This is a genomic window from Kitasatospora viridis (assembly GCF_007829815.1).
Lineage (GTDB): Bacteria > Actinomycetota > Actinomycetes > Streptomycetales > Streptomycetaceae > Kitasatospora > Kitasatospora viridis.
On the sequence record NZ_VIWT01000003.1, the window covers coordinates 673,518 to 700,451 of the forward strand.

Annotated in this window: 27 protein-coding genes; 16 read left to right on the forward strand and 11 right to left on the reverse strand. The window is 74.6% G+C overall.

The window, feature by feature from the left end; translation table 11 throughout:
- Nucleotides 1–99: 99 nt before the first annotated feature.
- Nucleotides 100–753 (reverse strand): response regulator, encoded by a 654-nt coding sequence (locus FHX73_RS33640; protein ID WP_145909732.1) that lies wholly within the window; start codon nt 751–753, stop codon nt 100–102.
- On the reverse strand, nt 750–2,015 hold the full coding sequence (locus FHX73_RS33645) for a sensor histidine kinase (RefSeq protein WP_211786406.1): 1,266 nt from the start codon (nt 2,013–2,015) through the stop codon (nt 750–752). Before FHX73_RS33645 ends, FHX73_RS33640 begins: the two co-directional genes overlap by 4 nt.
- A 133-nt stretch (nt 2,016–2,148) precedes the next feature.
- On the opposite strand from FHX73_RS33645, the gene FHX73_RS33650 reads away from it, so the two are divergent.
- From FHX73_RS33650 to FHX73_RS33675, 6 genes are all read left to right on the forward strand, one after another.
- Entirely contained in the window at nt 2,149–3,060 is a 912-nt protein-coding gene (locus tag FHX73_RS33650) for an ABC transporter ATP-binding protein (RefSeq protein ID WP_145909733.1), read from the forward strand.
- Entirely contained in the window at nt 3,057–3,884 is an 828-nt protein-coding gene (locus FHX73_RS33655) for an ABC transporter permease (RefSeq protein WP_145909734.1), read from the forward strand. Before FHX73_RS33650 ends, FHX73_RS33655 begins: the two co-directional genes overlap by 4 nt.
- Nucleotides 3,885–4,047: 163 nt before the next feature.
- A complete protein-coding gene (locus FHX73_RS33660) occupies nt 4,048–4,299 on the forward strand; it encodes a DUF6296 family protein (RefSeq protein WP_145909735.1) in 252 nt (83 codons plus the stop codon).
- Between the two features lie 208 nt (nt 4,300–4,507).
- A complete protein-coding gene (locus FHX73_RS33665; protein ID WP_145909736.1) occupies nt 4,508–5,671 on the forward strand; it encodes a glycoside hydrolase family 3 N-terminal domain-containing protein in 1,164 nt (387 codons plus the stop codon).
- A 71-nt stretch (nt 5,672–5,742) separates the two neighbouring features.
- Nucleotides 5,743–6,435, forward strand: coding sequence for an HAD family hydrolase (locus FHX73_RS33670; protein ID WP_145909737.1), 693 nt, complete (start codon nt 5,743–5,745; stop codon nt 6,433–6,435).
- Nucleotides 6,435–6,857: an NUDIX domain-containing protein gene (locus FHX73_RS33675; protein WP_145909738.1), complete on the forward strand. Its 423-nt coding sequence runs from the start codon at nt 6,435–6,437 to the stop codon at nt 6,855–6,857. The genes FHX73_RS33670 and FHX73_RS33675 overlap by 1 nt, the downstream gene beginning before the upstream one ends.
- A gap of 21 nt (nt 6,858–6,878) precedes the next feature.
- Here the strand turns inward: FHX73_RS33675 and FHX73_RS33680 are convergent, their stop codons facing one another.
- The 3 genes from FHX73_RS33680 to gndA are packed head-to-tail and all read right to left on the reverse strand — an operon-like array spanning nt 6,879 to nt 10,158.
- A complete protein-coding gene (locus FHX73_RS33680; RefSeq protein ID WP_145909739.1) occupies nt 6,879–7,679 on the reverse strand; it encodes a family 1 encapsulin nanocompartment shell protein in 801 nt (266 codons plus the stop codon).
- Nucleotides 7,676–8,719 carry a Dyp-type peroxidase gene (locus FHX73_RS33685; protein WP_145909740.1) on the reverse strand — a complete coding sequence of 348 codons (1,044 nt, stop codon included), beginning with the start codon at nt 8,717–8,719 and terminating at the stop codon, nt 7,676–7,678. Before FHX73_RS33685 ends, FHX73_RS33680 begins: the two co-directional genes overlap by 4 nt.
- Nucleotides 8,716–10,158, reverse strand: a complete 1,443-nt coding sequence (gene gndA, locus FHX73_RS33690; RefSeq protein ID WP_145909741.1) for an NADP-dependent phosphogluconate dehydrogenase — start codon at nt 10,156–10,158, stop codon at nt 8,716–8,718. The genes FHX73_RS33685 and gndA overlap by 4 nt, the downstream gene beginning before the upstream one ends.
- Before the next feature lie 179 nt (nt 10,159–10,337).
- Between gndA and FHX73_RS33695 the strand changes: the two genes are divergently transcribed.
- The 4 genes from FHX73_RS33695 (at nt 10,338) to FHX73_RS33710 (ending at nt 14,865) form a co-directional block, all read left to right on the forward strand.
- Nucleotides 10,338–10,862 (forward strand): PadR family transcriptional regulator, encoded by a 525-nt coding sequence (locus tag FHX73_RS33695; RefSeq protein WP_145909742.1) that lies wholly within the window; start codon nt 10,338–10,340, stop codon nt 10,860–10,862.
- Nucleotides 10,863–10,865: 3 nt separating this feature from the next.
- Nucleotides 10,866–11,591, forward strand: a complete 726-nt coding sequence (locus FHX73_RS33700; RefSeq protein WP_145909743.1) for an ABC transporter ATP-binding protein — start codon at nt 10,866–10,868, stop codon at nt 11,589–11,591.
- Complete coding sequence (locus FHX73_RS33705) at nt 11,588–13,930, forward strand: ABC transporter permease (protein WP_145909744.1); 2,343 nt, start codon at nt 11,588–11,590, stop codon at nt 13,928–13,930. Before FHX73_RS33700 ends, FHX73_RS33705 begins: the two co-directional genes overlap by 4 nt.
- A gap of 158 nt (nt 13,931–14,088) precedes the next feature.
- Nucleotides 14,089–14,865 carry a hypothetical protein gene (locus tag FHX73_RS33710; RefSeq protein ID WP_145909745.1) on the forward strand — a complete coding sequence of 259 codons (777 nt, stop codon included), beginning with the start codon at nt 14,089–14,091 and terminating at the stop codon, nt 14,863–14,865.
- 49 nt (nt 14,866–14,914) lie between these two features.
- On the opposite strand, the gene FHX73_RS33715 is transcribed toward FHX73_RS33710, so the two are convergent.
- Together FHX73_RS33715 and FHX73_RS45105 are read right to left on the reverse strand one after the other, a co-directional pair.
- A complete protein-coding gene (locus FHX73_RS33715) occupies nt 14,915–15,535 on the reverse strand; it encodes a hypothetical protein (RefSeq protein WP_145909746.1) in 621 nt (206 codons plus the stop codon).
- Nucleotides 15,536–15,571: 36 nt separating this feature from the next.
- The gene (locus FHX73_RS45105) at nt 15,572–15,727 is read right to left on the reverse strand and encodes a hypothetical protein (protein WP_170305190.1); all 156 of its coding nucleotides are present in this window, start codon (nt 15,725–15,727) and stop codon (nt 15,572–15,574) included.
- Nucleotides 15,728–15,993: 266 nt separating this feature from the next.
- Between FHX73_RS45105 and FHX73_RS33720 the strand changes: the two genes are divergently transcribed.
- Both FHX73_RS33720 and FHX73_RS33725 read left to right on the forward strand, forming a co-directional pair.
- Nucleotides 15,994–16,731 carry a YoaK family protein gene (locus FHX73_RS33720; RefSeq protein ID WP_145909747.1) on the forward strand — a complete coding sequence of 246 codons (738 nt, stop codon included), beginning with the start codon at nt 15,994–15,996 and terminating at the stop codon, nt 16,729–16,731.
- A 115-nt stretch (nt 16,732–16,846) separates the two neighbouring features.
- Nucleotides 16,847–17,629 (forward strand): SGNH/GDSL hydrolase family protein, encoded by a 783-nt coding sequence (locus tag FHX73_RS33725; protein WP_145909748.1) that lies wholly within the window; start codon nt 16,847–16,849, stop codon nt 17,627–17,629.
- A 69-nt stretch (nt 17,630–17,698) separates the two neighbouring features.
- On the opposite strand, the gene FHX73_RS33730 is transcribed toward FHX73_RS33725, so the two are convergent.
- Together FHX73_RS33730 and FHX73_RS45110 are read right to left on the reverse strand one after the other, a co-directional pair.
- Nucleotides 17,699–17,989, reverse strand: coding sequence for a DUF4190 domain-containing protein (locus FHX73_RS33730; RefSeq protein ID WP_246214038.1), 291 nt, complete (start codon nt 17,987–17,989; stop codon nt 17,699–17,701).
- Nucleotides 17,989–18,159 (reverse strand): hypothetical protein, encoded by a 171-nt coding sequence (locus FHX73_RS45110; RefSeq protein ID WP_170305191.1) that lies wholly within the window; start codon nt 18,157–18,159, stop codon nt 17,989–17,991. Before FHX73_RS45110 ends, FHX73_RS33730 begins: the two co-directional genes overlap by 1 nt.
- Before the next feature lie 92 nt (nt 18,160–18,251).
- Here FHX73_RS45110 and FHX73_RS33735 point away from each other — a divergent pair, with 92 nt between their 5' ends.
- From FHX73_RS33735 to FHX73_RS33750, 4 genes are all read left to right on the forward strand, one after another.
- A complete protein-coding gene (locus tag FHX73_RS33735; RefSeq protein WP_145909749.1) occupies nt 18,252–18,938 on the forward strand; it encodes a TetR family transcriptional regulator in 687 nt (228 codons plus the stop codon).
- A 171-nt stretch (nt 18,939–19,109) separates the two neighbouring features.
- Nucleotides 19,110–19,451 carry a rodlet layer protein gene (locus FHX73_RS33740; protein ID WP_145909750.1) on the forward strand — a complete coding sequence of 114 codons (342 nt, stop codon included), beginning with the start codon at nt 19,110–19,112 and terminating at the stop codon, nt 19,449–19,451.
- A 169-nt stretch (nt 19,452–19,620) separates the two neighbouring features.
- Complete coding sequence (locus FHX73_RS33745; protein ID WP_145909751.1) at nt 19,621–21,333, forward strand: glycosyltransferase family 2 protein; 1,713 nt, start codon at nt 19,621–19,623, stop codon at nt 21,331–21,333.
- A 17-nt stretch (nt 21,334–21,350) separates the two neighbouring features.
- On the forward strand, nt 21,351–24,257 hold the full coding sequence (locus tag FHX73_RS33750) for an acyltransferase family protein (RefSeq protein ID WP_145909752.1): 2,907 nt from the start codon (nt 21,351–21,353) through the stop codon (nt 24,255–24,257).
- Between the two features lie 70 nt (nt 24,258–24,327).
- Here the strand turns inward: FHX73_RS33750 and lpdA are convergent, their stop codons facing one another.
- Nucleotides 24,328–25,737, reverse strand: coding sequence for a dihydrolipoyl dehydrogenase (gene lpdA, locus FHX73_RS33755; protein WP_145909753.1), 1,410 nt, complete (start codon nt 25,735–25,737; stop codon nt 24,328–24,330).
- 91 nt (nt 25,738–25,828) lie between these two features.
- Nucleotides 25,829–26,812, reverse strand: a complete 984-nt coding sequence (locus FHX73_RS33760; protein WP_145909754.1) for an alpha/beta fold hydrolase — start codon at nt 26,810–26,812, stop codon at nt 25,829–25,831.
- Nucleotides 26,813–26,934: the final 122 nt, after the last annotated feature.

Consider the following 26,934-nt stretch of genomic DNA (forward strand, 5'->3'; position numbering starts at 1 on the left):
GGGGCCGCGACAGGCCCATACGCTACGCCACCGGACCGCCTCCCACCTACTCGGGGTGGCGGTTCGGTGAACTGACTGATCGTCAACAGCCCTTCGCACTCACTCGTCCAGCCCGACCAGGCCCGACCGGAAGGCCAGGATCACCAGCTGCACCCGGTCCCGGGCACCGGTCTTGGCGAGCAGCCGGGTGACGTAGGTCTTCACCGTGCCCATGCTGATCACGAGGTCGGCGGCGATCTCGGTGTTGGACCGGCCCCGGCCGACCAGGGTGAGCAACTCCCTCTCCCGGTCGGTGAGTCCGGCGAGCCGGGCGGCGGCGGGCTCCGGGCGGCGGGCGAACTCGGCGATCAGGCGGCGGGTGACGCTCGGGGCGATCAGCGCCTCACCGGCCGCCACCACCCGGATCGCGGCCAGGATGTCGGCCAGCGCCATGTCCTTGACCAGGAAGCCGGAGGCGCCGGCCCGCAGCGCGCCGTGCACGTGCTCGTCCTCGTCGAAGGTGGTGAGCACCAGCACCCGGGGCCCGTCGGGCCGTGCGGTGATCCGCCGGGTGGCCTCGACGCCGTCCACCGCTCCGGCCATCCGCAGGTCCATCAGCACGACGTCGGGCGCGAGTTCGCCGACCAGGCGAACCGCCTCGACGCCGTTGCCGGCCTCCCCGGCGACTTCGAGGTCATCGGTGCCGGAGATCGCCATCTCCAACGCGGCCCGGACCAGCGGCTGGTCGTCGACCAGCAGGACCCGCACGGTCACCGGACACCGCCCGCGACCGGCAGCCGGGCCGCCACCCGGAAGCCGCCGCCGCGCGGCCCGGCCTGGAACTCCCCGTGCAGCAGGGCCACCCGCTCGCGCAGCCCGACCAGGCCGTGCCCGCCGCCCGGCGCGGCGGACCGGCCGCGCCCCCGGTCGGTGATCTCCACGGCGACCTGCTCCGCGTCCCGGCAGTCGATGGAGACCTCGCAGGACCGGGCACCGGCGTGCCGGACCACGTTGGCCACCGCTTCCTGGATGATCCGGAAGGCGGCCAGGTCGACGTCCGGCGGCAGTCGGCGCGGCTCGCCGGCCCAGCGCACGTCCACCCGGACGCCGGCCGCGGTGGTGGTGGCGGCCAGCCGGTCGAGGTCGGCCAGGCCCGGCGCCCCCGGCTCCGGCTCCACCCCTGGCTGCACCCCGGGTTGGGGCCCGTCGGCCGCGCGCAGCGCGCCGAGCATCCGGCGCAGCCCGGCCAGGGTCTCCCGCCCGGCGGCCTCGATCTCGCCGAGCGCCGCCTTGGCCCGCTCCGGCTTGCTGTCGATCACCAGCGCGGCCGCGCCGGCCTGCAGCGCGACCACGCCGATGCTGTGCGCCACGGTGTCGTGCATCTCCCGGGCGATCCGCAGCCGTTCGGCGGTGACGGCGCGGGCGGCGAGCTCGGCGCCGAGCGCCTCGGCGTGCTCCCGGGACTGCCGGATCGAGCGGCCGACCAGCCAGGCGATCACCGCGACCAGCAGCCCCTGGTCGGAGATGCCCAGGTGCGGCGCGCTGCTGGTCACCTCGTAGCGGCCGAGCCGCAGCACCGTGCCCGGCAGGGGCGCGCCGTTCCAGGTCTCGGTGCTCAGGCCCAGCGCGTTGTCCTGCACCAGGCCCAGGTGCAGCAGCAGCACGCCCACCACCAGGGCCAGCGCGGCCCGCGAGCTGCGGCGCGGCTGACCCGCCGTCACCGCGCAGAGCGCGACGTCGACCGCGAGCAGCGCGGAGGGCGGCAGTTGGACGCCGGCCCGCCAGCCGCCGGCCACCCCGGTCGCGGCGGCCAGCAGCAGGCCGGTCGCCGCGACCGGGAAGCGGCGCAGCAGCACCGCGGCCGCGCAGGCGAGCAGCGAGCCCGCGGTGATCACCGACCAGTCCCAGGACCCGGCCGGCGGCCGCCCCGCAACGGTGAGCGCCGGGTAGCCGACCGAGACGCCCCAGGCCAGCACGATCCACACGGCGGGCGGCACCCGCTTGAGCCGGGGCAGGGCTAGGGGGGTCGGGGTCATGCGGGCGATCTTAGCCAGCCGTATCCGAACGGCCATCCGACCGGGGTTGTACAACCCCGGTCCCCCGTCGGCCGACGAACTGTCAGCCCGGCTCGGATGCCCGGCGGTGCTCGCGGCGGGCACCGTTGAACCCATGATCGAAGTGAACGACCTGACGAAGCGTTACGGCCGCACCACGGCCGTGGACGGGCTCTGCTTCACCGTGCGGCCCGGCCGGGTGACCGGCTTCCTCGGCCCGAACGGTGCGGGCAAGACCACCACGCTGCGGATGCTGCTCGGCCTGGTCACCCCGACCAGCGGCAGCGCCACGGTGGACGGCCACCGGTTCCGCGACCACCCGCGCGGGCTGCGGCCGGCCGGCGCGCTGCTGGACGCGGGCGACGTGCACGGCGGCCGCACCGGCCGGGCCCACCTGCGCGCGCTGGCGCTGGGCAACGGGCTGCCGCGCGAGCGGGTGGCGCGGGTGCTCGACGAGGTCGGGCTGACCGCCGCCGCCGACCGCCGGATCGGCGGCTACTCGCTGGGCATGCGCCAGCGCCTGGGGATCGCCGCCGCGCTGCTCGGCGACCCGCCGGTGCTGATCCTCGACGAGCCGCTGAACGGGCTGGACCCGGAGGGCGTGCTCTGGGTGCGCGAACTGCTGCGCCGGCTGGCCGGCGAGGGCCGCACCGTCTTCGTCTCCAGCCACCTGATGAGCGAGATGGAGCACACCGCCGACGACCTGGTGGTGGTCGGCCGGGGCCGGCTGATCGCGGCCGAGAGCCTGGCCTCCTTCGCCGCCCGCGGCACCGCCCGCAGCGTGGCCGTGCGCACGCCCGAGCCGGAGCGGCTGGCCGCCCTGCTGCGGGCCGAGGGCGCGGCGGTGACGGCGGACGGGCCGCAGGCGCTCGACGTGACCGGGGCCGAGGCCCTGCTGGTCGGCCGGCTGGCCGCCGCCCACGGCGTGGTCCTGGAGGAGTTGACGACGCGTCGGTCCTCACTGGAGCAGGCCTTCCTGGAACTGACCGCCGACAGCACCGACTACGCCGCGGGGGCCGCGCGATGACCACGACCACGACCACGACCACGATCCCGACCACCCTTTTCCGGCACCTGCTCGCCTCGGAGTGGCTGAAGTTCTGGTCGCTGCGCTCGATGCGCTGGCTGCTCGGCCTGAGCGCGCTGCTGATCCTGCTGCTCAACCTGAAGGCGGCGCAGTACAGCTACGCCCACTTCTCGCCGCACGACCTCGACCACGGCTTCGCCCAGGTCGCCCTGGACGACTCCTTCGGCGCCCTGCCGGTGACGCTGCTGATGTTCGTCGCCGGGGGCGTCGGCACGCTGGTGATCGCCGGCGAGTTCTCCTCCGGGATGATCCGCGGCACGCTGGCCGCCGTGCCGGACCGGCGCGCGCTGCTGGCGGCCAAGGCCTGCGTGCTGGGCGCGGTGATGCTGGGGTACGGCGGGCTCTGCTCCGGGCTGTCGTTCTGGCTCGCGCAGGCCGTGCTGGCGGGGCGGCACGCCGGGATGTCGATCACCGACCCGGGGGCGCTGCGGTTCGTGCTCGCGGTGGCGCTCTTCGCGCCGGTCTGCGCGCTGGCCGGCCTCTGCACGGGGGTGCTGGTGCGGCACGCCGCGGCGGCGGTGCTCTGCTCGGTGCTGCTGCTCTTCCTGGTGCCCTCGCTCTTCTCCGAGCGGTACTCCTGGTCGGCGGGGATCGCGCACCTGCTGCCGTTGAACGCGCTGCACCGGCTGATGCTGGTGAGCCTGGCGGACACCGCGCCGTCCCCGCACCCCGCCTCGGTGGCCGGCTCCTGGCTGGCGTTCGCGCTCTGGGCGGTGGGCACGGTCGTGGTCGGCGCGGCGGTGCTGAACCGCCGCGACCTTTGAGTCGGGGCCGGCCGGCCGGGCCGTGTACGCGGGCCGTCACGCGTGGTTGAACGCCGTACGAAGATGACCATGCCAAATAGGGTTGATCCGACGCGAACGGGGCAGACGTCATGGGAAGCGGCCGGAACTGTGCTCCGGACCGAAACCCCGAGGAGGTCGGATCGTGGATCTCGTCCAGCGCTATGCCGTCTCCCTGCCCGGCCCGGTCAGTGGCCATCGGCCGGCGACCGTGGTCGTGGTGCACTGGACGCCGAGGTCGGTCGGTGGCCAAACCGTGTACACGGACGACAGCGGAGAGTTCGAGGTGGCGATCGACGAGGACGGCGTGGCGAGCCGTCTGGATGCCGAGAACGGCCACCAGCACCAGTGCCTGCACGCGGTACCCCTGCCGCGCAGTCGCGCGACCTTGGGGTGACCCCCCACCCGCTGCCCGGCGACGCCACCACCCCGGTCGCCGGGCAGCGGCCTGTCCGGACGGCGGCGGGGCCGGACAGCAGGCGGGGCCGGGCAGCTGCGCGACCGGCCGCCACCCGGGCGGACCAGCGCGGGCCGCGTCCTGCGGAACCGGCGAAGGCTCGTGGGCGATCCTCTAGAGGTCACCGCCCGTCCACGAGGAGTCGCCCATGCCATCCCGTGCCCGCCTGCGCCGGCTCGCCGGCTGCCTCGGCCTGCTGCTCGCCACCGGCTGCGGCGGCCCCCAGCCGGGCCGGCTGGGCGGGAACGACGCCTCCGCCCGCGCGGCCGCCCCGGCCGCCGTCACCGCGGCCCAGCTCGCCCGGCTGACGCCGGACCAGCTCGCCGGGCAGCGGGTGATCTACTCCTACAAGGGCCCGGACCCGCCGGAGCAGTTGCTCACCGCGATCCGCTCCGGCCGGGCGGCCGGGGTGATCTTCTTCGGCGCCAACACGGCCGACCCCGAGCGGTTCCACGCGGCGGTGGCCGCGCTGAAGCAGGCCCAGGCGGAGAGCCCCGTGCACCTGCCGCTGCTGCTGATGACCGATCAGGAGGGCGGCCAGGTGCGGCGCCTGCCCGGCGGCCCGGAACTCTCCGAACGCGCGGTGGGCAGGCAGCCCGACCCGGTGGCGGCGGCCACGGCGGCCGGGGCGCTGGCCGCCGAGAACCTCCGCGCCGCCGGACTCAACGTCAACCTGGCGCCGGTGCTGGACGTCTCGCGCCAGGACGGCGACTTCATCGACCGGCACGAGCGCTCCTACGGCCAGGACCCGGCGCAGGTGGCCGAGCTCGGCCGGGCGTTCATCGCCGCGCAGCAGCGCGGCGGGGTGCTCGCGACGGCCAAGCACTTCCCCGGGCTGGGCAGCACCCCGGCGGGATCCGACACCGACGCGGGCGCGGTGACCCTGGGGGTGTCCCGGGCGGAGCTGGGCGCGGTGGACGAGCAGCCGTACCCCCGGGCGATCGCCGCGGGCGTGCGGCTGGTGATGGTCTCCTGGGCGGTCTACCCGGCGCTCGACCCGACCCGGCCCGCGGGCCTGTCCCCGCTGGTGGTGCGCGGGGAGCTGCGCGACCGGCTCGGCTTCAAGGGCGTCACGGTGACGGACGCGCTGGAGGCGGGCGCGCTCTCCTCCTACGGCGACGCGGGTGCGCGCGCGGTGGCGGCGGCGGACGCGGGGATGGACCTGCTGCTCTGCTCCGCCCAGGACGACACCCAGGGCTCCGACGCCACCGCCGCCCTCTCCGACGCCCTGACCACCGGCCGCCTGGACCGCGCCGACTTCACGGCGGCGGCCCAGCGCGTCAGCGCCCTGCGCACCGGGCTGGCCCCATAAGCCCCTGCGGCAACCCCTGCGACCCCGAAAACCGGGTGACGCCCGCTCCCCCGCCCTCCTACGGTGGGCGGATGCGACGTGACAATCAGGTTCTTGTCCTTGACGCCGACGACACGCTCTGGGAGAACAACATCCGCTTCGAGCGGGCGATCGAGGGCTTCCTCGACCTGGTGACCGGGCCCGCCGGGGACCGGGCGGCCGCGCGGGCGGCGCTGGACCGGATCGAGGCGGCGAACGCGCGCGCCCTGGGGTACGGGTCGAAGGTGTTCGGGCAGAGCCTGCTGGAGTGCTTCGAGCTGCTCCGGCAGCGCCCGGCCGAGCCCCACGAGGCGGGCCGAATGGGCGAGTTGGCGGCCTCGATCACGGCCGCGGAGGTGGAGCTGATCCCGGGGGTGGCGCAGACGCTGGCCGAACTGGCGGCCCGCCACCGGCTGTTGCTGCTCACCAAGGGGGACACGGCCGAGCAGCAGGCGAAGGTGGACAACTCCGGGCTGGCGCACCACTTCCAGTCCGTGCACATCGTCGCCGAGAAGGACGTCACCGCCTACCACCGGCTGATCGGCGAGCAGGCGCTGGCGCCGCGGTCCACCTGGATGATCGGCAACTCGGTGAAGTCCGACATCCTGCCCGCTCGCGCGGCAGGTCTGAACGCGGTGTTCATCCCGAACCGGCACACCTGGGTGCTGGAGGACGCCGAACTCGACCCGGCCGACACCGGGGTGCTCCACCTGTCCGCCTTCGCCGAGCTGGGAGAGCACTTCTGATGGCCAGTCAGACGAGCCCCGCCGTCTCCTGCGTCTTCGTCTGCCACGACGGCGCCGGCCGGGTGCTGCTGGCCCGGCGCGGCGCGGCCGCCCGGGACGAGCCGGGCCGCTGGGACTGCGGCGCGGGGGCGCTGGAGTTCGGCGAGACCTTCGAGGCGGCGGTGGCCCGCGAGGTGTTCGAGGAGTACCGCGCCGAGGCCCGGGAGGTGGCCGTGCTCGGCGTGCGCAACGTGCTGCGCGGCGAGCCGGTGGACTCGCACTGGGTGGCCGTGGTCTGCGCGGTGCGGGTGGACCCGGCGGCCGTCGCGATCGGCGAGCCGCACAAGTTCGACGCCCTCGACTGGTTCGCCCCGGACGCCCTGCCCGCACCGCTGCACTCCCAGCTCGCGCCGACCCTGGAGCTGGCGCTGCGTCACCTCTGAGGGCGCCGCCGGCCGCGCGGCTCAGCGCGTCTTGAGTGCCACCGCCGCCTCCGGCGAGTAGAGCGAGAAGGTGAGCGACTCCTGGAGGTAGAGCCGCACGCTCTCGGCGTCGTGCGAGAGGTAGCCGATCGACAGGTCCTGGCCGAGGTGCAGTTCGAAGTCGCCGCCCCGGGTGGAGAGCACCACGGCGCCGCTGAGCGCGGGCGCCCAGATGATCTCGCCGGTGACCACCCGGGCGAGGTGCTGGCGCACCGGGTAGCCGTGGTTGGAGGTCTCGTTGACGGCGGTGTACAGCTCGGCGCCGAGCAGCAGCGAGTACGGCCCGTCCACGCCGGCCAGGCGCAGCGTGGTGATCGCGTGGCTGACCGCGTCCGGGTAGTCGACGACGGTGTCCGGCAGGGTGATCGGCGGGTTGTCGGCGCCGGTCTGCACGCCGGTGATGCCGGCCGCCTGCCAGCCCTGGAAGATCGCGGTGTCCTCGGCCAGCGCGATGCTGCGGGCGGCCTCCTTGACGGGTTGCCAGTCGGCGTCCTTGGAGCCGCGCTCCACGTTGTCCACCTCGCGGCGAGACAGCGTGAAGGGCACCCGCAGCTCGACCACCGGCCGGGACTCGTTGGCCTGCGCCTCGGTGCCGGCGACCACCGGGTCGATCGGTCGCTGGTGGCCCGAGCCGACGGCGGCGAGCTCCGGCCCGGCCGGTCCGGAGAGGTCCACCACCCGGCGGCCGGCCAGGTGCAGGGTGAAGGTGCGGCGGGCCTCCTCCTCGATCTCCTCCCAGGCCTCGCCGGAGACCGGGGCCAGGTCGCGGTGCAGGTTGTTCATCGGGTCGGGTCCCCTTCGTCCGGGCGGGTCTCGTGCGGGCGCTTCAGGCTGCCGATGCCCAGCGACCAGTCGGTGCGCGGCCGAGGCCGTTCGGCGGTCGGCGGAGGAGGGTCGTCGAGCAGGTCGGCCGGGGGCACGAAGAAGAGCCCCCCGGTGGTCGCGGTGGTGAAGTCGAGCAGGCGGTCGTGGGGTGCCTCGCCGCGGCCGAGGAACATGTTGCGCAGCATCTCCTCGGTGATCGCGGGCGTGCGGCAGTAGCCGATGAAGTAGGTGCCGATGTCGCCGTCCAGGTACGAGCCGTAGGGCATGTTGTGCCGCAGGATCTCCTGCGCCCGGCCGTCGGCGTCCGGGTCCAGGCTGGTCAGCGAGACGTGCGAGTCGGCGGGCTGCTCCTTGCCGACGAGTTCGATGTCGGCGAGCTTGGTGCGTCCGATCGCGCGTTCCTGCTGCTCGGTGGTGAGCGCCTCCCACTCGGGCAGCAGGTGGCGGTACTTCTGCACCACCGCGTAGCTGCCGCCGGCGAACCGCGGGTCCTCCGCGCCGATCAGCGCGGCCCGCTCGGCGGCGGCGCCCTCGGGGTTCTCGGTGCCGTCGACGAAGCCGGTCAGGTCGCGCCGCTCGAAGTACTCGAAGCCGACGGTCTCGTCGACCACGTCGGCCGCACCGGCCAGTCGGCCGAGCAGCTGCCCGGCCAGTTCGAAGCAGGCGTCGGGCCGCTCGGCGCGCAGGTGGAAGAGCAGGTCGCCGGGGGTGGCGGGGGCGGTGTGCCGGGGGCCGCGCAGCTCCTGGAAGGGGTGCAGCCCGGCCGGGCGGGGGCCGTCGAAGAGGCGGTCCCAGAGCTCGGAGCCGAGGCCGGTGACGCAGCTCAGCCGGGCCCGGTCGGCCCGCAGGCCGACCGAGCGGCGCAGCCCGGCGAGGTCGGGCAGCAGCTCCCGGACGGCGGCCTCGCCGCCCGGACGGACCGTCAGCACCAGGAACCGGGCGGCCCTGGTCTGCGGCGCCAGCACCGCCCGGGCGGCGTCGGCGGCCCCGGTGGTCACCGCCGTTCCTCGCTGCGGTCGCCCGCCCAGAGGGTGTGGAAGCTGCCCTCGCGGTCGGTGCGGTGGTAGGTGTGGGCGCCGAAGAAGTCGCGCTGGCCCTGGATCAGCGCGGCGGGCAGCCGTTCGGCCCGCAGCGCGTCGTAGTAGGCCAGCGCGCCGGCGAAGCCGGGGACCGGCACGCCCAGTTGGGCGGCGGTGGAGACCACCCGGCGCCAGGCCGACTGGGCCTCGCCGAGGGCCTTGCGGAAGTACTCGTCGGCCAGCAGGGTGGGCAGCTGCGGGTCGGCCTGGTAGGCGGCCTCGATCCGGCCGAGGAAGCGGGCCCGGATGATGCAGCCGCCGCGCCAGATGGCGGCCATCGCGCCCGGGTCCACCTGCCAGTCGTACTCGGCGCTGCCGGCCTGGATCTGCTGGAAGCCCTGCGCGTAGGCGACGATCTTCGAGGCGTACAGGGCGTGTTCGACGTCCTCGGCGAAGCGGTCGGCGGCGGCGCTGTCCAGCCAGGTCTCGGTGGGTCCGGGCAGGTCGCGGCAGGCCTCGCGCTGCGGCACGCCGCCGGAGAGCGAGCGGGCGAAGACGGCTTCGGCGATGCCGGGCACCGGCACCCCGAGGTCGAGGGCGATCTGCACGGTCCAGCGGCCGGTGCCCTTCTGCTCGGCCCGGTCCTGCACCACGTCGACGAACGGGCGCCCGGTGTCGGCGTCGGTGTGGCCGAGCACCTCGGCGGTGATCTCGATCAGGTAGGACTCCAGCCGGCCCCGGTTCCACTCCCGGAAGATCCCGGCGATCTCGCCGGGCTGCCGGCCCGCGGCGTGCCGCAGCAGGTCGTAGGCCTCGGCGATGAGCTGCATGTCGGCGTACTCGATGCCGTTGTGCACCATCTTGACGAAGTGTCCGGCGCCGTCGGGGCCGACGTGGGTGCAGCAGGGGCGCCCGTCCACCTGGGCGGCGATCGACTCCAGCAGCGGGCCGAGGCTGCGGTAGGCCTCGGCGGTGCCGCCGGGCATGATGCTGGGCCCGTTGAGGGCGCCCTCCTCGCCGCCGGAGATGCCGGTGCCGACGAAGTGCAGGCCGCGGGCGCGCAGCGCGGCCTCGCGGCGGCGGGTGTCGGCGAAGTGCGCGTTGCCGCCGTCCACCACGATGTCGCCGGGTTCCAGCAGCGGCGCCAGCTCGTCGATCACGGCGTCGGTCGGCTCGCCCGCCTTGACCATGATCACCACCCGGCGGGGCACGGCCAGCGCGGCGACCAGGCCGGCCAGGGTGTGCGAGGGGACGAACTCGCCCTCCTGGCCGAACTGTTCCACCAGTGCGTCGGTGCGGGCGGGGGTGCGGTTGTAGAGGGCGACCCGGTGGCCGTGCCGGGCGAAGTTGCGGGCCAGGTTGCGGCCCATGACGGCCAGTCCGATCACGCCGATGTCGGCGGGCGTCCGCGCGCTCATGCAGAAGGCTCCTGTGGTGGGGGTGCTCGTCCAGCCTGCCGCGAGCGGTGGTGGTCCGCACGCCCGGCGCGGCCGACGGGGCGTCACCTGACGTCCCGTCGGGCGGTGCCCTGATGCTGCGTCGAGCATGCCCGGGGGGCTATGCACACGAGGTATACATCATGTGTATAGTCACCGGCATGTCACTCGGACACACCATCCTGGGCCTCCTGGAGACCCAGCCCCGGCACGGCTACGACCTGAAGCGTGCCTACGACGAGCAGTTCGGCAAGGCCCGGGCGCTGCCCTACGGCCAGGTGTACGCCACCCTCTCCCGGCTGCTGAAGAACGGCCTGGTCGAGGTGGAGGGCACGGAGGCCGGCGAGGGCCCGGAACGCAAGCGGTACGTGATCACCGACGCCGGGATCACCGACGTGGCCCGCTGGCTCGCCGAACCCGAGCAGCCCAGCTCCTACCTGCAGAGCACCCTGTACACCAAGGTGGTGCTGGCCCTGCTCACCGGCCGGCCGGCCCGCGAGCTGCTGGACACCCAGCGCGCCGAACACCTGCGCCAGATGCGCGAGCTGACCCAGCGCAAGCTCGCCGGCGACCTCGCCGACCAGCTGCTCTGCGACCACGCGCTGTTCCACCTGGACGCCGACCTGCGCTGGCTGGAGCTGACCGCCGCCCGCCTGGACGAGCTGGCCCGGAAGGTGCGTGGCTGAGCGATGCCCGTCACCTCCGTGGAGAACTCCCGGCCCGCCCCCACCGCCCGCGAGGGCGCGCTGCTGGCCGGCCTCGACCTGCACAAGGCCTTCGGCCTCACCCACGCACTGGCCGGCGCCACCCTGGACGTGCTGCCCGGCGAGCTGGTCGCGGTGCTCGGCACCTCCGGCTCCGGCAAGTCCACCCTGCTGCACTGCCTGGCCGGCCTGACCCGCCCGGACGCGGGGACGGTGCACTACCGGGGCGAGGACCTGTGGGCCGGCTCGGACGCGGCCCGCAGCGCGCTGCGCCGCAGCGAGTTCGGCTTCGTCTTCCAGTTCGGCCAGCTGGTGCCCGAGCTGACCCTGCTGGAGAACACCGCGCTGCCGCTGCGGCTGAACGGGCTACGCCGGCGGGCCGCCGAGCAGCGGGCCGGCGAGTGGCTGGCCCGGCTGGACATCGGCGAACTGGCCGGCAAGCGGCCCGGCGAGCTCTCCGGCGGCCAGGGCCAGCGGGCCGCCGTCGCCCGCGCGCTGGTCACCGAGCCGTCCGTGGTCTTCGCCGACGAGCCCACCGGCGCGCTCGACTCGCTGCAGGGCGAGCGCGTGATGGGCCTGCTCAGCTCGGCCGCCCGGGAGAGCGGCGCGGCCGTGGTCCTGATCACCCACGACATGCGGGTGGCCGCCTACGCCGACCGCGAGGTCGTGGTCCGGGACGGCCGCACCGCGGACGGGGGCCGACTGCTGTGACGGACCGTCAGGACTCCGCTCCCCTGCTGCCCGCCGCCGTCCGCTGGTTCACCGGCCTCGCGCTGGGCCTGCGGATGGCCCTCACCGGCGGTCGGGACGCCCGGCTGCGCACCGTGCTCACCGCGATCGGCGTCGGCCTCGGGGTGGCCACCCTGCTGCTGGCCGCCTCCTTCCCGAGCGTGCGGGCGCACCGCGACGACCGGCTGCGCGAGCAGTCCGGCGCGATGATGGCCGGCGTCCGGATCGACCCGTCGCCGCGCACCCTGCTGATGAGCGGCGTCGACACCGAGTACCACGGCACCCGGGTGGTCGGCCGGGTGGTGCGCGCCGAGGGCCCCGCCGCCCCGGTGCCGCCCGGGCTGACCGGCTACCCGGCCCCCGGCGCGATGGCGGTCTCCCCCGCGCTGGCCCGGCTGCTCGACTCCCCGGACGGCCGGGTGCTGCGCGACCGGCTGCCCGGCCCGATCACCGGCACGATCGGCGAGAGCGGCCTGATCGGGCCCGGCGACCTGATGTTCTACCTGGGCAGCGACCAGCTCACCGCCGACAGCTCCGACGCGGTGCGCCTCGACCACTTCGCCGACCCGCTGCCGCCCAAGCCCACCGACCCGGTGCTGGTGCTGCTCACCGTCGCCGGGGTGGTGATCCTGCTCTGCCCGGTCGGCGTCTTCCTGGCCGCCGCCGTGCGGTTCGGCGGCGAGGCCCGCGACCGCCGGCTGGCCGCGCTGCGGCTGACCGGCGCGGACCGGGCCACCACCGCCCGGATCGCGGCCGGCGAGGCGCTCGGCGGGGCGGTGCTCGGCATCGCCCTCGGCGTCGGGTTCTTCCTGATCGGCCGTCAGCTGATCGAGCGGGTCACGGTCAGCGGGCTGAGCGTCTTCGCGGTGGACGTGCAGCCGCAGCCGGCGCTGGCGGCGCTCGCGCTGCTGGCCGTGCCGGTGCTCGCGGTGCTGGTCACCCTGCTGACCATGCGCCGGATCGCCGCCGAGCCGCTCGGCGTGGTGCGCGGCACCCGGACGGCGCCGCGCCGGGTCTGGTGGCGGATCGCGCTGCCCGCGCTCGGCACCGCGCTGCTGGTCTCCGAGCGGGACAAGCTCGCCGGGGTCTACGGCACCCAGGGGCTCGCGGTGCTGGTCGCCGGGCTGCTCCTGCTGCTGGTCGGCACCACCCTGCTGCTGCCGCCGCTGCTCGACCTGGCCGGGCGGGCGCTCGGCCGCCTCGGCGGCGGCCCGCCGGCCTGGCAACTGGCGCTCGGGCGGCTGCGGTTCAGCCCGGAGACGGCCACCCGGCCGGTGACCGGGATCGTGGTCACGGTGGCCGGGGCGATCGCCCTGCAGACCCTGCTCGGCGCGCTCGCCAACCAGCGCTCCGACGACCTGGCGGGCTTCACCGACCGCTCGGTGCTCAGCGTCCGGTTCCAGGACGCCAGCGGCGACCAGGCGCAGCAGTACGCCGACCGGCTGCGGGCCGGCGGCGAGGTGGCGGACGTGATCGGCTACACCTCCTTCGGCACCGAGGCCGTCGACGACCAGAACCGGTACGTCAGCGTGACGGTGGCCGACTGCGCGACCCTGCGCACCTTCGCCCCGCTGCCGGACTGCGCGGCCGGGGACGTCTTCACCGTGCCCGGGACCGGCGCCGCGGTGACCGGGCACACCCTCGCGGTGTACGGCGGCCCGGTGACCTGGCAGCTGCCGGCGGCCCGGGCGGTGATCACCGGACCGGTCTCGCTGCCGGGCGACCACCCCGGGCGGTCACCCGTCACCACCGTGCTGGCCACCCCGCAGGCGCTGCCCGCCGCGCTGCTGCACGACCAGCAGGCCCAGCTGCAGCTGCACCCCGCGCCCGGGCTGCCGGACGCCGAGGAGCGGATCCGCACCGCCGTCACCCTGCTCGACCTGCACAACGTGCTGTACCGGCCGAGCGACCCGATGCAGGACCAGGGGTTCCTCGGCATCCGCCGGGCGCTGACCGCCGGCACGGCGGCCGTGCTCACCCTGATCGGCGCCGGCATGCTGGTCGGCCTGCTGGAGCAGCTGCGCGACCGGCGCCGGACGCTGGCCGTGCTGACCGCCTTCGGCACCCGGCGGCGCACCCTGGCCTGGTCGCTGCTCTGGCAGAGCGTCATCCCGGTGCTGGTCGGGCTCGCGCTGGCGCTGGCGGCCGGGCTGGCGCTGGCCGCCGCGCTGCTCGGGCTGGCCCGGCTGCCGGTGGGCTTCGCCTGGCGCGACATCGGGGTGCTCACCGGCACCGGGGCCGCCGCGGTGCTCGCGGTGACGCTGCTGGGCCTGCTCCCGCTGTGGCGGCGCACGGGGGCGGCGGGCCTGCAGCACGAGTGACGCCCCCGTGGGGGTGAGGCACCGGTTCGGGTGAGCGGGGCGGCGCGCGGTTTCCCGTGCGCCGCCCCTCGCACGGGTGGTCGTCGGAGCGTCAGCCGCCCGGGTCGCCCTGGGCATGCCAAGCTTGACGCTCCGTCAGGACGACCCAGGAGGCCGCCTTGAGTCCCTTCGGCAAGCCGCCGTTCCCCGCGCCGTACCAGCAGCCGCACCCGCACGAGTACGTCCGCCGCCTCGCCCCGCTGCGCTACCGCAGCCCCGACTTCAGCCGCGGACTGCTCCGCGCCACCCTCGCCGAACTGCGCCGCCGGCGCGGGCGCCGCCGGCTCAAGGTCGTCGACCTCGCCTGCGGCTACGGGATCAACGCCGCGCTGCTCAAGCACGGCGTCGACTTCGCCGGCCTGGCCCGGCTCTACACCTGCCCCGCCGACCCGGACGGCCCGCTGGCCCGCGACCGGGCGCACTTCGGCGCGCGCTGGGTGGACCGCTCGCTGACCGTCGTCGGCGTGGACACCGCCGGGGCGGCCACCGACTACGGGCTGGCCAGCGGGCTGCTCGACGCCGTGGTGCGCACCGACCTGGAGCGGGCCGAACCGACCGACGCCGACCGGGAGGCCCTGGGCGGGGCCGACCTGGTGCTGGCGACCGGCGGCTTCACCACGCTCTCCCGGGTGCTCGCACTGCAGACCACCCCGCCGGCGGTGCTCGGCTGGCCGGTGTACGGGCAGCCGACCGAGGAGATCGTCAGCTGCCTGACCGCGCACCGGCTCACCGTCACCCGGGCCGACGCGCTCCCGCGCCACCAGCGCCACTTCGCCAGCCCGACCGAGCGCGAGGCCTACCACTACGCGCTGCGCCGCCAGCGGCTGCCCGTGGCGGGCTCGCCAGCGGAGCACAGCGTGTGCGTGACGCCGCTGCTGGCGCTGCCGCAGCGGTGAGGCGGCCGCGCCGCCCGGCCGTCGGACGAACGGCCGGGCGGCGCGGGTGCTACCAGCCGCGGTGGTTCGGGGTCTCCCGGGCGACCACCCACTCCACGAACACCGCCACGCCGCCGACGGCCGCGCCCAGCAGGAGCAGCACGCCGCCGGCGGTGGCCGCCACACCGGTCTTGGTCCAGAGCAGGCCGGCGACCATCGCGAGGACCGCCCCGTTGCGCCAGTTCGCCGCCCGGTCCGCCGTCCGGGCGGCCCGGGAGGCGACCACCGGCTCCGCCGTGCGCTCCAGGGCGATGTAGTCGTTGCGCCTGGTGGTGAGGTCGGCCACGGTCGCGAACACGTTCCTCGCCAACCGGCGGCTCGGACCGCAGACGTAGCAGCTGACCTCGCCGGGAGCGGTCGCACTCGCCAGCGTCCGGCTGGTGCACTGGCCGACCGCGAGCTGGAGCCGGTGCGCGCCGGGCGGCACCTCGAAGCGCCGCGTCTCCCCGTGTCCGATGGTGCCCGCCGGCTGACCGTCCATCAGGACCTGGTAGCGGCGGTAGCGGTCCCGGGAACCGCCCACGGCCCGGGCCAGGACGATCACCGAGGACGGCGGCGGGACCGGTCTCCCGGCACCACCGCTCCCGCCCGGTGTCCGGGCACCGTCCGCCGACCTGTTCTGCGCATCCATCGCAGCACCACCCCCCGTTTCTCCCCGGGTGGGAGACTACCCCTCCGTTTCGGCCTCCATCCGGGGGCGTCCGGCGGCGTGCCGGCCCCGGCGGGGGCGCGGGGAGCCGGCGCGGTAGCGGTTGGGGTCGGTGAGGGTGAGCACCAGGGCGAGTGCCGGCGGCACGGTCAGCAGGAGCAGGGTGAGGGTCATGACTGGCACCTCTTCCGATCGTGAGCGAACGGGGTGCTGGCAGTCTCGCCGGTTCGGGCGGGCCGGTAACCCCTCCTCATCCGCCCAGGCCAACCCGATCACCCGCCCCGCCCAGCACCCCTGCGACGACCGGCCGCACCGGCCCTCCCGTCCGGGTGACGACCCGTAACCCCCCGTCCGGCGGGCCACCCGCGCGCCGCCGGGGGGCGGGTCGGCGGGCGTCCTAAGCTCCCCTCGGACACGGAGAGAGGGGCGGTGGTGGACGGGTGCGGGCGCTGGTGCGGGGTGCGTGGCGGACGGTGCTGCCCGGTGGGGGCGACCCGCACGGGCCGCTGCCGCCGATGCTGCTGGGGCTGACCGTGCTCAGCGGGATGATCGACGCGGTGAGCTACCTGATGCTGGGTCACGTCTTCGTGGCGAACATGACCGGCAACGTGGTCTTCCTCGGCTTCGCGCTGGCCGGCGCGCCCGGGTTCTCGATCGCCTCCTCGCTGGTCGCGCTCGCCGCCTTCGCCGCGGGCGCGTTCCTCGGCGGGCGGCTGCTCGGGCCGGTCGCGCACCGCGGGCGCGCGCTGCTGCGGGCGATCGCGGCGGAGACCGTGCTGGTGGGCGCGGCCGCGCTGGTGCTGGCGGTCGACCCGCCGGCGGCGGGCAGCTCGGACAGCTCGCGCTACCTGAGCACCGCCGTGCTGGCGCTCGCGATGGGGATCCAGAACGCGCTGGTCGCACTCGTCGCCGTCCCCGACCTGACCACCACCGTGCTGACCCGCACGATCACCGCGGTGTTCGCCGAGTCGGGCCGCGCCGGCCGGTTCGAGGAGCGGGCCGGGCGCCAGCTGCTCTCCGTGCTGACCCTCGGCGGCGGGGCGCTGGTCGGCGCGGTGCTGGTGCGGCACACCGACCAGACCACCCCGCTGGCCGTGCCCGCCGCCCTGGCCGCGCTGCTCGCGCTCGCCGCCGCCGGCCCGGCCCGGTCCAACTCGGCCTGGACGCACCGCCCCTGACCCACCGCGCACCAACCATCCGGCGTATTCCCGGATCCGGGGTGGCCGATGTCACGCTGCGCCACCCCCCACCTACGGTGGCGTAGGTCACTTGAGATGGTGAAGCATCTCCGTCATGGCTGACCAACTGGAGACCCTTGACCTCAACTCCTACGCGGCCCTCGGGGACAGCTTCACCGAGGGACTGAACGACCCCGCGCCGGACGGCGGCTTCGCCGGGTGGGCGGACCGGCTCGCCGGGCTGCTGGCGGCGGGGCGTCCGGAGGGCGAGTTCCGTTACGCCAACCTGGCCATCCGCGGTCGGCTGCTCGACCAGATCATCGCCGAGCAGCTCCCGCAGGTGCGCCGGCTGGCCCCCGACCTGGCGACGCTGTGCGCGGGCGGCAACGACATCCTGCGCCCGGGCGCCGACCCGGACGAGGTGGCGGAGCGCTTCGAGAACGCGGTGGTGGCGCTGCGCGAGAGCGCCGGCCGGGTGCTGATCTTCACCGGGTTCGACACCCGGGGGGTGCCGCTGCTGAAGCACCTGCGCGGCAAGATCGCCACGTACAACATGCACATGCGCGCGGTGGCCGACCGCAACGACTGCGCGGTGGCGGACCTCTGGTCGCTGCGCACGCTGCAGGACCGGCGGGCCTGGAGCGAGGACCGGCTGCACCTGTCCCCCGAGGGCCACCAGCGGGTCGCCCTGTTGGCCGCCCGCTCGCTCGGGCTGGCCACCGCGGACGACCCGGCCGAGCCGTGGCCGACCGAGCACCCGCACAGCCCGGCCGAGGTGCGCCAGGAGAACATCCAGTGGGCGCGCGAGCACCTGCTGCCGTGGGTGGGCCGGCGGCTGCGCGGGGAGTCCTCCGGCGACCACGTCGAGGCGAAGCGCCCCGACCTGCTGCCGCTCTGACGCACCAGCAGCACACAACCGGGCCGGCCCCCGTGACGGGGGCCGGCCCGGTTCGTTCCCGCGGCAGGTTCAGCTGACCTGCCAGATCGCGCCGTGCCCGCCGATCAGCGCGACGGCCAGCACGACCAGGTCGGCCGCGCCCAGTGCCATGCCGAGCAGCGCCCGGCCGCGCCGCCCGGTGCCCCGGGCCAGCGACAGGCCGCCGAGCACCAGGGCGAGCGGGCCGAGCACCAGGTTGAAGAGCAGCAGTCCGATCAGCCCGAGCACGAAGGAGGCGACGGCCATGCCGTCGGACTCCCCGACCCGGACCCGCTCGGCCGCACCGGGCGCCACCGCCGTGGTCGTGGTCGTGGTGTCCATCAGCGGGTCACCGCCGCACGGTCGCGGCGCAGCCGGGCCAGGCCCTCGCGGGCCCCGAAGAGCAGCAGCCAGCCGCCGATCAGCGCGGCCGCGAGCAGGAAACCGGAGAGCGGCAGGTGCGCGGCGGCACCGATCAGGACCCCGGCCAGAAGCAGCACGAAGAAGAACATGACACCCTCTCAGCCTTTTCAGCTAACAACTGTTCGCCGACATCTCCAGCATACGCTGGCCAAAGTCGGCGAACGGTTGTTTACTGAATGACGTGAGTCACACTTCCGAAGCAAGCGGCCCGACGGCACCCGAGCAGCCGAGACCCGGCGGCACCCGGCAGGCCCAGAAGGAGCAGAGCCGCCGCGCCCTGCTCGACGCCGGTCTGCGCCTGCTGGAGCACCAGAACCTGAGCAGCCTGGGCGTGCGCGAGCTGACCCGGGAGGCGGGCCTGTCCCCCGCCGGCTTCTACCGCCACTTCCGCGACCTGGACGAGCTGGGCGTGGTGCTGGTCGCCGAGTCGCTGGCCAGCCTGCACCTGATGATCCGTCGGATCCTGGCCGAGCAGGGCGAGCCGAGTGAGCTGATCGACCGGACCATCGCGGTGATCGCCCGGCACGTGCGCGAGCACCGCCCGCACATGCGCTTCCTGGCCCGCGAGCGGCACGGCGGGGTGCAGCCGGTGCGCGAGGCGATCGCGGCCGAGCTGGCCGCCTTCACCAGCGAGACCGCGGCGGCGCTCGGCGCCCTGCCGGACGGCGCGGGCTGGAGCGAGCCGGAGCTGCGGATGCTGGCGGGGCTCTACGTGGAGCACCTGGTGGCCACGGCCGCCGCCTTCCTGGAGGCGCCGACCGGCTCGCGCGCCGCCGAACGGCGGATCGCGGCGCTGGCCCGCGACCAGCTGCGGCTGATCAGCATCGGCCGCCGCCACTGGCTCGCCGACCGGCCCGCACAAGACTGAGCGCGCGGGGCGGGCCGGTCAGCCTGCCGCCGCGCACACCATCGGACGGGTGACTTCCACCCCGGCGCAGTGTCCTCCCCGAGGGGCGCGCGTTGCACACGGCGTCGGTACGTACACCGGCGGTCGGCCCGTGGCAGCCGCGCCGCCGGTCCTTCGGAAGGAAGATGACCCATGATCAAGAAGGTTCTGGCTGGCGCCGGTCTCGCCGTGGCGTCGGTTGCGGCGATCGCCTCCCCGGCCATGGCCATCGGCGACGCGGACGGCTCGGGCGCCTCGGTCTCCGGTGACGGCGGCACCAACCACACCGGCACCGTCGGGGACCACAGCCCCAACTACCACGCCCTGGACAACCTGAACCTGTGCCTGCCCGAGGTGCACCACGTCCAGGTCGGCCTCATCCCGGTCCAGGCGGACGTCCCGATCGCCAACCAGCAGCTGCACCAGATCTGCAACGTGGGCCAGACCACCCAGGCCAACGGCGACGGCGCGCTGCTCTCGCACGCGATCGGCTGACCCCACCAGGTCGAACACACTCAGGGCGGGCCCCACCGGGGCCCGCCCTGAGTCGTCCTCATGATCGTTGGCCCCGTGTTCACCCGCGAGCACCACCCCGTCACAAGTGGTCTATACCAATCGGCTACTCTGGTGCGCGGACGCTGTTCGACACGGCTGTGGGGGCCACATGACTGTCCATCACCTTCCGGCACCACCGAACGACCAGGAGCTCTACTGGTACTTCGGCCCGCAACGCCGGTGGGTCCTGCTCTGTACATCGCTCGCCTTCGTCCTGACGGCGGCGACCATGCTCACGTTCGCACTGCGCACCCCGGCACTGTGGGGGTTCCTCGCCGTGCTGGCGCTCAACGTGCTGGCCCTGGCGCTCTCCTCGGCCAACAGCCTGCGCACCCGCCGACTCACCAGGCAGTCGCACGAGGTGCTGGTGCGCGCCTGGCAACCGACCGACGGCGCGCCGAGCGTCGACCTCTACCTGCCGACCTGCGGCGAGCCGCTGGACGTGCTCGCCAACGCCTACCGCGCGGTGGCCGCCGCCCACTGGCCCGGCCGGCTCGCCGTCTGGGTGCTGGACGACGCGGACCGGGGTGAAGTCGCCGCGCTGGCAGCGGAGTTCGGCTTCGAGTACGTGGTCCGCCCGGACCGCGGCGCGTTCAAGAAGGCCGGCAACCTGAACCACGCGCTGACCCTGTCCGACGGCGAGCTCATCGCCATCCTGGACGCCGACTTCGCGCCGCGCCCGGACTTCCTGCACCACCTGGTGCCGTACTTCGCCGACCCGGCGATCGGCATCGTGCAGAGCCCGCAGTGCTTCGACACCGACGCCTCGATGAACTGGATCGAACGCGCCGCCGGCTCCGCCCAGGAGTGGTTCTTCCGCTGGATCCAGCCCTCCCGGGACGCCAGCGACGCGGCCATCTGCTGCGGCAGCAACGCCGTCTACCGGCGCAGCGCGCTCGCGGCGGCCGGCGGCTTCGCCCGGCTCGACCACAGCGAGGACCTGTACACCGGGCTCGCGCTGCACGAGCAGGGGTTCCGCACCCTCTACGTGCCGGTGCTGGTGGCCAAGGGCACCTCGCCCGACAGCCTGGCCTCCTTCGTCAACCAGCAGTACCGCTGGGCGATGGGCAACCTGCACCTGCTGACCAGCCGTGACCTGGGGCGGATCGGGGCGCCCTGGCGGATGCGGCTCTGCTTCTACGAGGGCATCGTCGGCTACCTGACGATGGCCGTGAACATCTTCGCCGCGCCACTGCCGCCGCTGGTGATGCTCTACTGCTACCCCTCCCAGGTGCGGCCCTGGCACGTGCTGCCGCTGCTCGCACCGCTCTGGCTCTGGCACGTGCTGCTGCCCCGGGTGAGCCGCACCCGCTGGCGGGTCGAGGTGATCCGGGCCAACGTGCTGATGAGCATCGCGGCCGGCGCCGCCTTCCTGCACACCCTGCGCGGGCGCACCGCCGCCTGGGTGCCGACCGGCGCCGGCACCGCCCGGCCCGGCGGACTGGCCCGCCGGGTGGTCCTGGTGTCGCTGCTCTGGACGGCGGGCTCCTTGCTGGCCACCGCCGCCGGACTCGCCCGGGCCGTCGCCGACCAGGGCTGGGAGACCACCTGGGGCCTCGGCCTCTACCTGGTGGTGCAGGCCCAGATCGGGCTGCCGCTGGTGCGCGACCTGCTGGCCGAGCTGCGGCCGCGCCGCGAGCGCCCCGCACCCGCCACCGCTGCCCTGCGCGAGCGGGCCGCCGCCCTGCTGACCCGGCGCGAGCCCGCCGCCGGCGTGCTGCCCCGCCGCTGGCCCGAGAGCCTCGCGGTGACCGCCGCACTGGGCCTGACCGCACTGCTCGCCTCCGGTTGGGTCAGCCCGATGCTGCCCTGGCTCGGCTGAAAGGTTCCGATACACCCATGGCTGTCACCCTGGTTCCGGCTGCCCCGTCGGAGCCCGTACCTCCTGCTGCCCGCGGCCCGGTGCCGCGCGAGCCCGGGTTCCGCCCGGACATCGAGGGCCTGCGCGCGCTCGCCCTGCTGGCGGTGCTCGCCTTCCACGCCGGGATCCCGCACCTGGCGGGCGGCTTCGTCGGCGTCGACGTCTTCTTCGTGATCTCCGGCTACCTGATCACCGGTCAACTGCTGCGCGAGGCAAGGCTCAGCGGGCGGATACGGCTGGCCGAGTTCTACTCCCGCCGAGCCCGCCGGCTGCTGCCCTCGGCCGCCGCGGTGCTCTCGGTGGTGGCGCTGGCGGGGGTCTGGCTCACCGGACCGCTGCGCCGCGCCGACCTGGAGCACGACGTGCTGGCGGCCGCCCTGTCGGTGGCCAACTGGCGCTACGTGGCCGAGCAGACCGACTACCTGGCCGCCGGGCGCGATCCGAGCCCGCTGCTGCACTTCTGGTCGCTCGCGGTGGAGGAGCAGTTCTACCTGCTCTGGGCCCCGCTGCTGGCCCTGCTGCTCTGGCTGACCAGGCGTCACTTCCGGTGGGCCTGGGCCGCCTTGGTGACCCTGATGATGCTGGCCTCGTTCGCCCTGTCGCTGCGCTGGACGCACGGCTCGGTCTCGCTGGCCTACCTCGGCTCGCCCTCGCGGGCCTGGCAGCTGGGCGCGGGCGCCGCGCTGGCGCTGCTGCCGGCCGAGCGGCTGCGGCTCCCGCACCCGCTGCGGGCGCTGGTCGGCTGGGCCGGCCTGGCGGCCGTCGGCTGGTCGGTGCTGGAGTTCACCGGCCTTACCCCGTACCCGGGTTGGGCGGCGCTGCTGCCGACCGCGGGCGCCGCCGCGCTGCTCCTGGCGGGCATCGGCGCCGAGACGCCGTACGGGCCGGGCCGGCTGCTCGGGCTGCGCGCCCCGCGCGCCGTCGGCCGGCTCTCCTACACCCTCTACCTGTGGCACTGGCCGGTGCTGGTGCTGGTGCAGGCCCGGTTCGGCAGCCTGGGCTGGCCAGCCCTGACCGCACTGACCGCAGCCTCCGCACTGCCCGCGCTGGCCACCATGCGGTGGATCGAGCGGCCGCTGCGCCGCAACCGGGTGGTCGTCGAACTGCCGCGTCGAGGGCTCTCGTTGGGCCTGAGCGCGGTGATCCTGCCGGTGGTGCTGGCACTGGTGGTCGGGACCGGGACGCTGCGGCTGCTCGGCCCCGGCACGCCGGTGAACCTGGCCGGCCTGCCGCCGGGCGCGCCGTCCGGCCCGACCCTGCTGCTGCCCTCCACCGCCCCGCGCACCGTGCCGGCGGTGGTGCCGACGGCGGCGCAGGCCCGCAAGGACTTCCCGCCGGACGGCGCCTGCGAGGTGCCGCCGACCGCGACCAGCAGCCCGCCCTGCACCTTCGGCGACACCTCCACCGGCAACCGGATCGTGCTGCTCGGCGACTCGCACGCCGGCCAGTGGTTCTCCGCCCTGCTCGGCATCGCCGGCGAACGGCACTGGGCGCTGGAGGAGCTGGTGAAACAGGGCTGCCCGCTGCCGCAACTGACGGTTACCAACCCGCAGTTGGGCCGGGAGTACCGGGAGTGCGACAGCTGGCGGGCGAACGCCCTGGACCGGCTGCGCACCGAGCCCAAGCCCCGGCTGATCGTGATCGGCTCGCTCAACCGCTACACCCAGGACCAGCAACTGCTCTCGCACGCCTGGGAGCAGACCCTCGCCCCGCTGCGCGCGCTCGGCGTGCCGATCGTCTACCTGACCGACACCCCGATCCCGGGCCAGGACGTGCCGGCCTGCGTCTCCGGCCACCCGGACGACCCGGGCGCCTGCTCCTTCCCGAGGGCCTCGGCGACCTGGCCGGACCCGCTGGCCGAGGCGGTGGCGGCCGGGCGGGAACCGGGCGTGCGGGCGGTCTCGGTGAACCAGGTGCTCTGCCCCGGCTCGGGCGGCAGCTGCCCGGCGGTGCTGGAGCACATCCTGCTCTACCGGGACGACGCGCACCTGACCAACGTCGCCGCCGTGGTGCTCGCGCCCCGGCTGGAGAAGCTGCTCGCCGACGCCGGGCTGGTGCCCGCGAAGGGCGTCACCGAGCTGCTGCACGACGACTTCCAGGGCGCGGCCGGCTCGCCGCCCGACCCGTCCCGCTGGGTCTACGACACCGGCACCTGCTACCCGGGCTGCCCGGCCCCGCAGTGGGGCACCGGCGAGCTGGAGACGATGACCGACTCGACGCAGAACGTGCACCTGGACGGCCAGGGCGCGCTGGAGATCGTGCCGACCCGGGGGCCTGACGGGCGCTGGAGCTCGGGCCGGCTGGAGTCGAAGAGCGCCGACCTGGCCGCCCCGCCCGGCGGGGTGCTGCGGATCGAGGCGCAGATCCAGCTGCCGGACGCGACCGGCCCGGCGGCCGGCGGCATCTGGCCCGCCTTCTGGACCCTCGGCGGCGCCCTGCGCAACGGGTACACCGGCTGGCCGGGGATCGGCGAGCTGGACGTGATGGAGTCGGTGAACGGGCGCGGCTCGATCCTCGGCACCATGCACTGCGGCACCACCCCGGGCGGGCCCTGCCAGGAGCCGCAGGGCCTGGGCTCGGGCGAACACCCGTGCCAGGACTGCCAGTCCGGTTACCACACCTTCGCCGTGGAGGTGGACCGGTCCACCTCGCCGGAGCAGGTGCGCTGGTACCTGGACGCCACCGAGTACCACCGGGTGACGGCGGACCAGGTCGATCCGGCGGCCTGGGACCAGGCGGTGCACCACGGGATGTTCCTGGTGCTGGACGTCGCGGTGGGCGGCGGGCTGCCGGCCGCGCTCGGCGGCACGGCCACGGCGGCCACCGAGCCGGGGCATCCGATGCGGGTGCGCGAGGTCTCGGTGACCACCCGGGCCGCCGGCTGACGCACCGGAGCCGACACAGCGGTGGGGCCGCCCTACCGGGCGGCCCCACTCGGGTGCTGCTGACGGACGATCAGAAGTTGATCATGTGTCCGGCGAGGCCGTGGATGGCCTCCTTGACGGCCTCGCCCAGGGTCGGGTGGGCGTGCACGTTGCGGGCCACCTCGTGGACCGTCAGGTCCCACTGCTGGGCCAGGGTCAGCTCGGGCAGCAGCTCGGTGACCTCGGGGCCGATCAGGTGCGCGCCGAGCAGCTCGCCGTGGGTGTTGTCGCTGATCACCTTGACGAAGCCGATCGGGTGCGCCAGGCCGTGCGCCTTGCCGTTCGCGGTGAAGGGGAACTTGGCGACCTTGACGTCGTAGCCCTTCTCGCGGGCCTGCGCCTCGGTGTAGCCGAAGCTGGCCACCTGCGGCTGGCAGTAGGTGGCGCGCGGCACCATCACGAAGTCGATCTCCATGGTCTCCGCGCCACCGATGGTCTCGGCGGCGATGACGGCCATGGACTCGGCGGCGTGCGCCAGCATCAGCTTGGCGGTGACGTCGCCGATCGCGAAGATGTGCGGCACGTTGGTGCGGCCGCGGCCGTCCACCGCGATGGCCCGGCGCTCGGTCAGCGCGACACCGGTGGCCTCCAGGCCGTAGCCGTCGACCCGCGGCGCGAAGCCGATGGCCTGGAGCACCTTGTCGGCCTCCAGCACCTCCTGCTGGCCGTTGCGGGTGACGGTGACCTTCACCTTGCTGTTCGGGTCGGAGTCGTCGATCGAGTCCACCCGGGTCGAGGTGAGGATCTCGATGCCGAGCTTCTTGTACTGCTTGCCCAGCTCGGTGGAGACGTCGACGTCCTCCAGCGGGACCACCCGGTCGAGGAACTCGACGATGGTCACCTTCACGCCGTAGCTGTTCAGCACGTAGGCGAACTCGACGCCGATCGCGCCGGCACCGGCGATGATGATCGACTCGGGCAGGTTGTCGCTGAGGATCTGCTCCTCGTAGGTCACCACCCGGTCGCTCAGCGAGGTGCCGGGCAGCAGCCGGGTGGTGGCACCGGCGGCGATGATGCAGTGGTCGAAGGTGACGGTCGCGTGCCCGCCGGCGGACAGCGCCACCTGGAGGGTGTGGTCGTCGACGAAGGTGCCGCGGCCGTCGTACTCGTCGATCTTGTTCTTCTTCATCAGGTAGTGGATGCCGGCCACCCGGCCGTCCGCCACCTTGCGGCTGCGCTTGAACGCCTCGTTGTAGTCGAAGGTCACCTGGCCCTCGACCTTGATCCCGTAAGTGCTCGCCTCGCGGGTGAAGATGGTGGCCAGCTCGGCGTTGCGCAGCAGGGCCTTGGAGGGGATACAACCGACGTTCAGGCAGACCCCGCCCCAGTACTTCTCCTCGATGACCGCGGTCTTCAGGCCCAGCTGGGCCGAGCGGACGGCGGCGGTGTAACCGCCCGGGCCCGCTCCCAGGACAACGACGTCGTAGTGCGTGGTGCTCATGATCCTCTTCCGGCGTATCGGTGAGACGCTGACGTCGATGACTGTATTCCTACCGGCCCCCACCCGCGTGGCTGGCCCGTCCTCCGGGGTCCTACGCCTGCTTGTCCAGGTGCGCGAGGAAGTCCAGCAGGGCCTCGTTGACCTCGGCCGGGCGCTCCTGCTGGGTCCAGTGGCCGCAGCCGGGCAGGGTGATGCTGCGGTGCAGCCGGGGGGCGACGGCGGGGAGCTGCTCGCGCAGCCGGCGCACGCCGCGCAGGGTGGTGACCATGTCGCGGTCGCCGATCACGTAGAGCGCCGGGACGGTGATGCCCAGGCCGTTGAAGGCGGCGAGCAGCTCCCAGTTCCGGTCGATGTTGCGGTACCAGTTGAGCGGGCCGGTGAAGGCGTGCTCGCCGTGGGTGGCGTAGTCGGCCACGAATGCCTCGATGTCCTGCTCGGTGAGCCAGCCGGGCAGCTCCGGCACCCGGTCGAGCAGGCCGAGCAGGCCCTGGCCGTCCGGGACCACCCAGGGCCGGGGGTCGTGCGGGTTGTCGCCGCTGCCGCCGACCAGCAGCTTGCGGAAGGTCAGCGCCGGATCGGCGGCCAGCTCGGCGTCGGCCACGCCCTCGGTCTGGAAGTAGAGCTGGTAGAAGCCGTCGCCGTAGCTGCTGCGGGCGTGCTCGGTGCGGCCGAGGCCGCCGGGCAGCAGCGGCGGGACGCTCAGACCGGCCACGCCGCGGACCAGGTCGGGGCGGAGCAGCGCGGTGGTCCAGGCGACCGGGGCGCCCCAGTCGTGGCCGACCACCACGGCGCTCTCCTCGCCGAGCGCGGCGATCAGCGCCACCACGTCGCCGACCAGGTGCGGCAGGGTGTAGGCGCCGGGGTCGGCGGGGCGCTCGCTGCGGGCGTAGCCGCGCTGGTCCGGGGCGACCACCCGGTAGCCGGCGGCGGCCAGCGGGGCGAACTGGTGGCGCCAGGAGTACCAGCTCTCGGGGAAGCCGTGCAGCAGCAGGACCAGCGGTCCGCTGCCCTGCTCGGCGACGTGCAGGCGGACTCCGTTGACCTCGACGAACCGGTGGGTGAGCTGCTGGACCACGACTACTCCTCGGTGGCGACTGCGTTCCCAGCAGACCTGCCCCGAACCACCGCGCGCGGAAACGCCGCGTGCCCCCGAACCATGGCGGTGGTTCGGGGGCACGCGGTCGGCTGCCTGGAGCG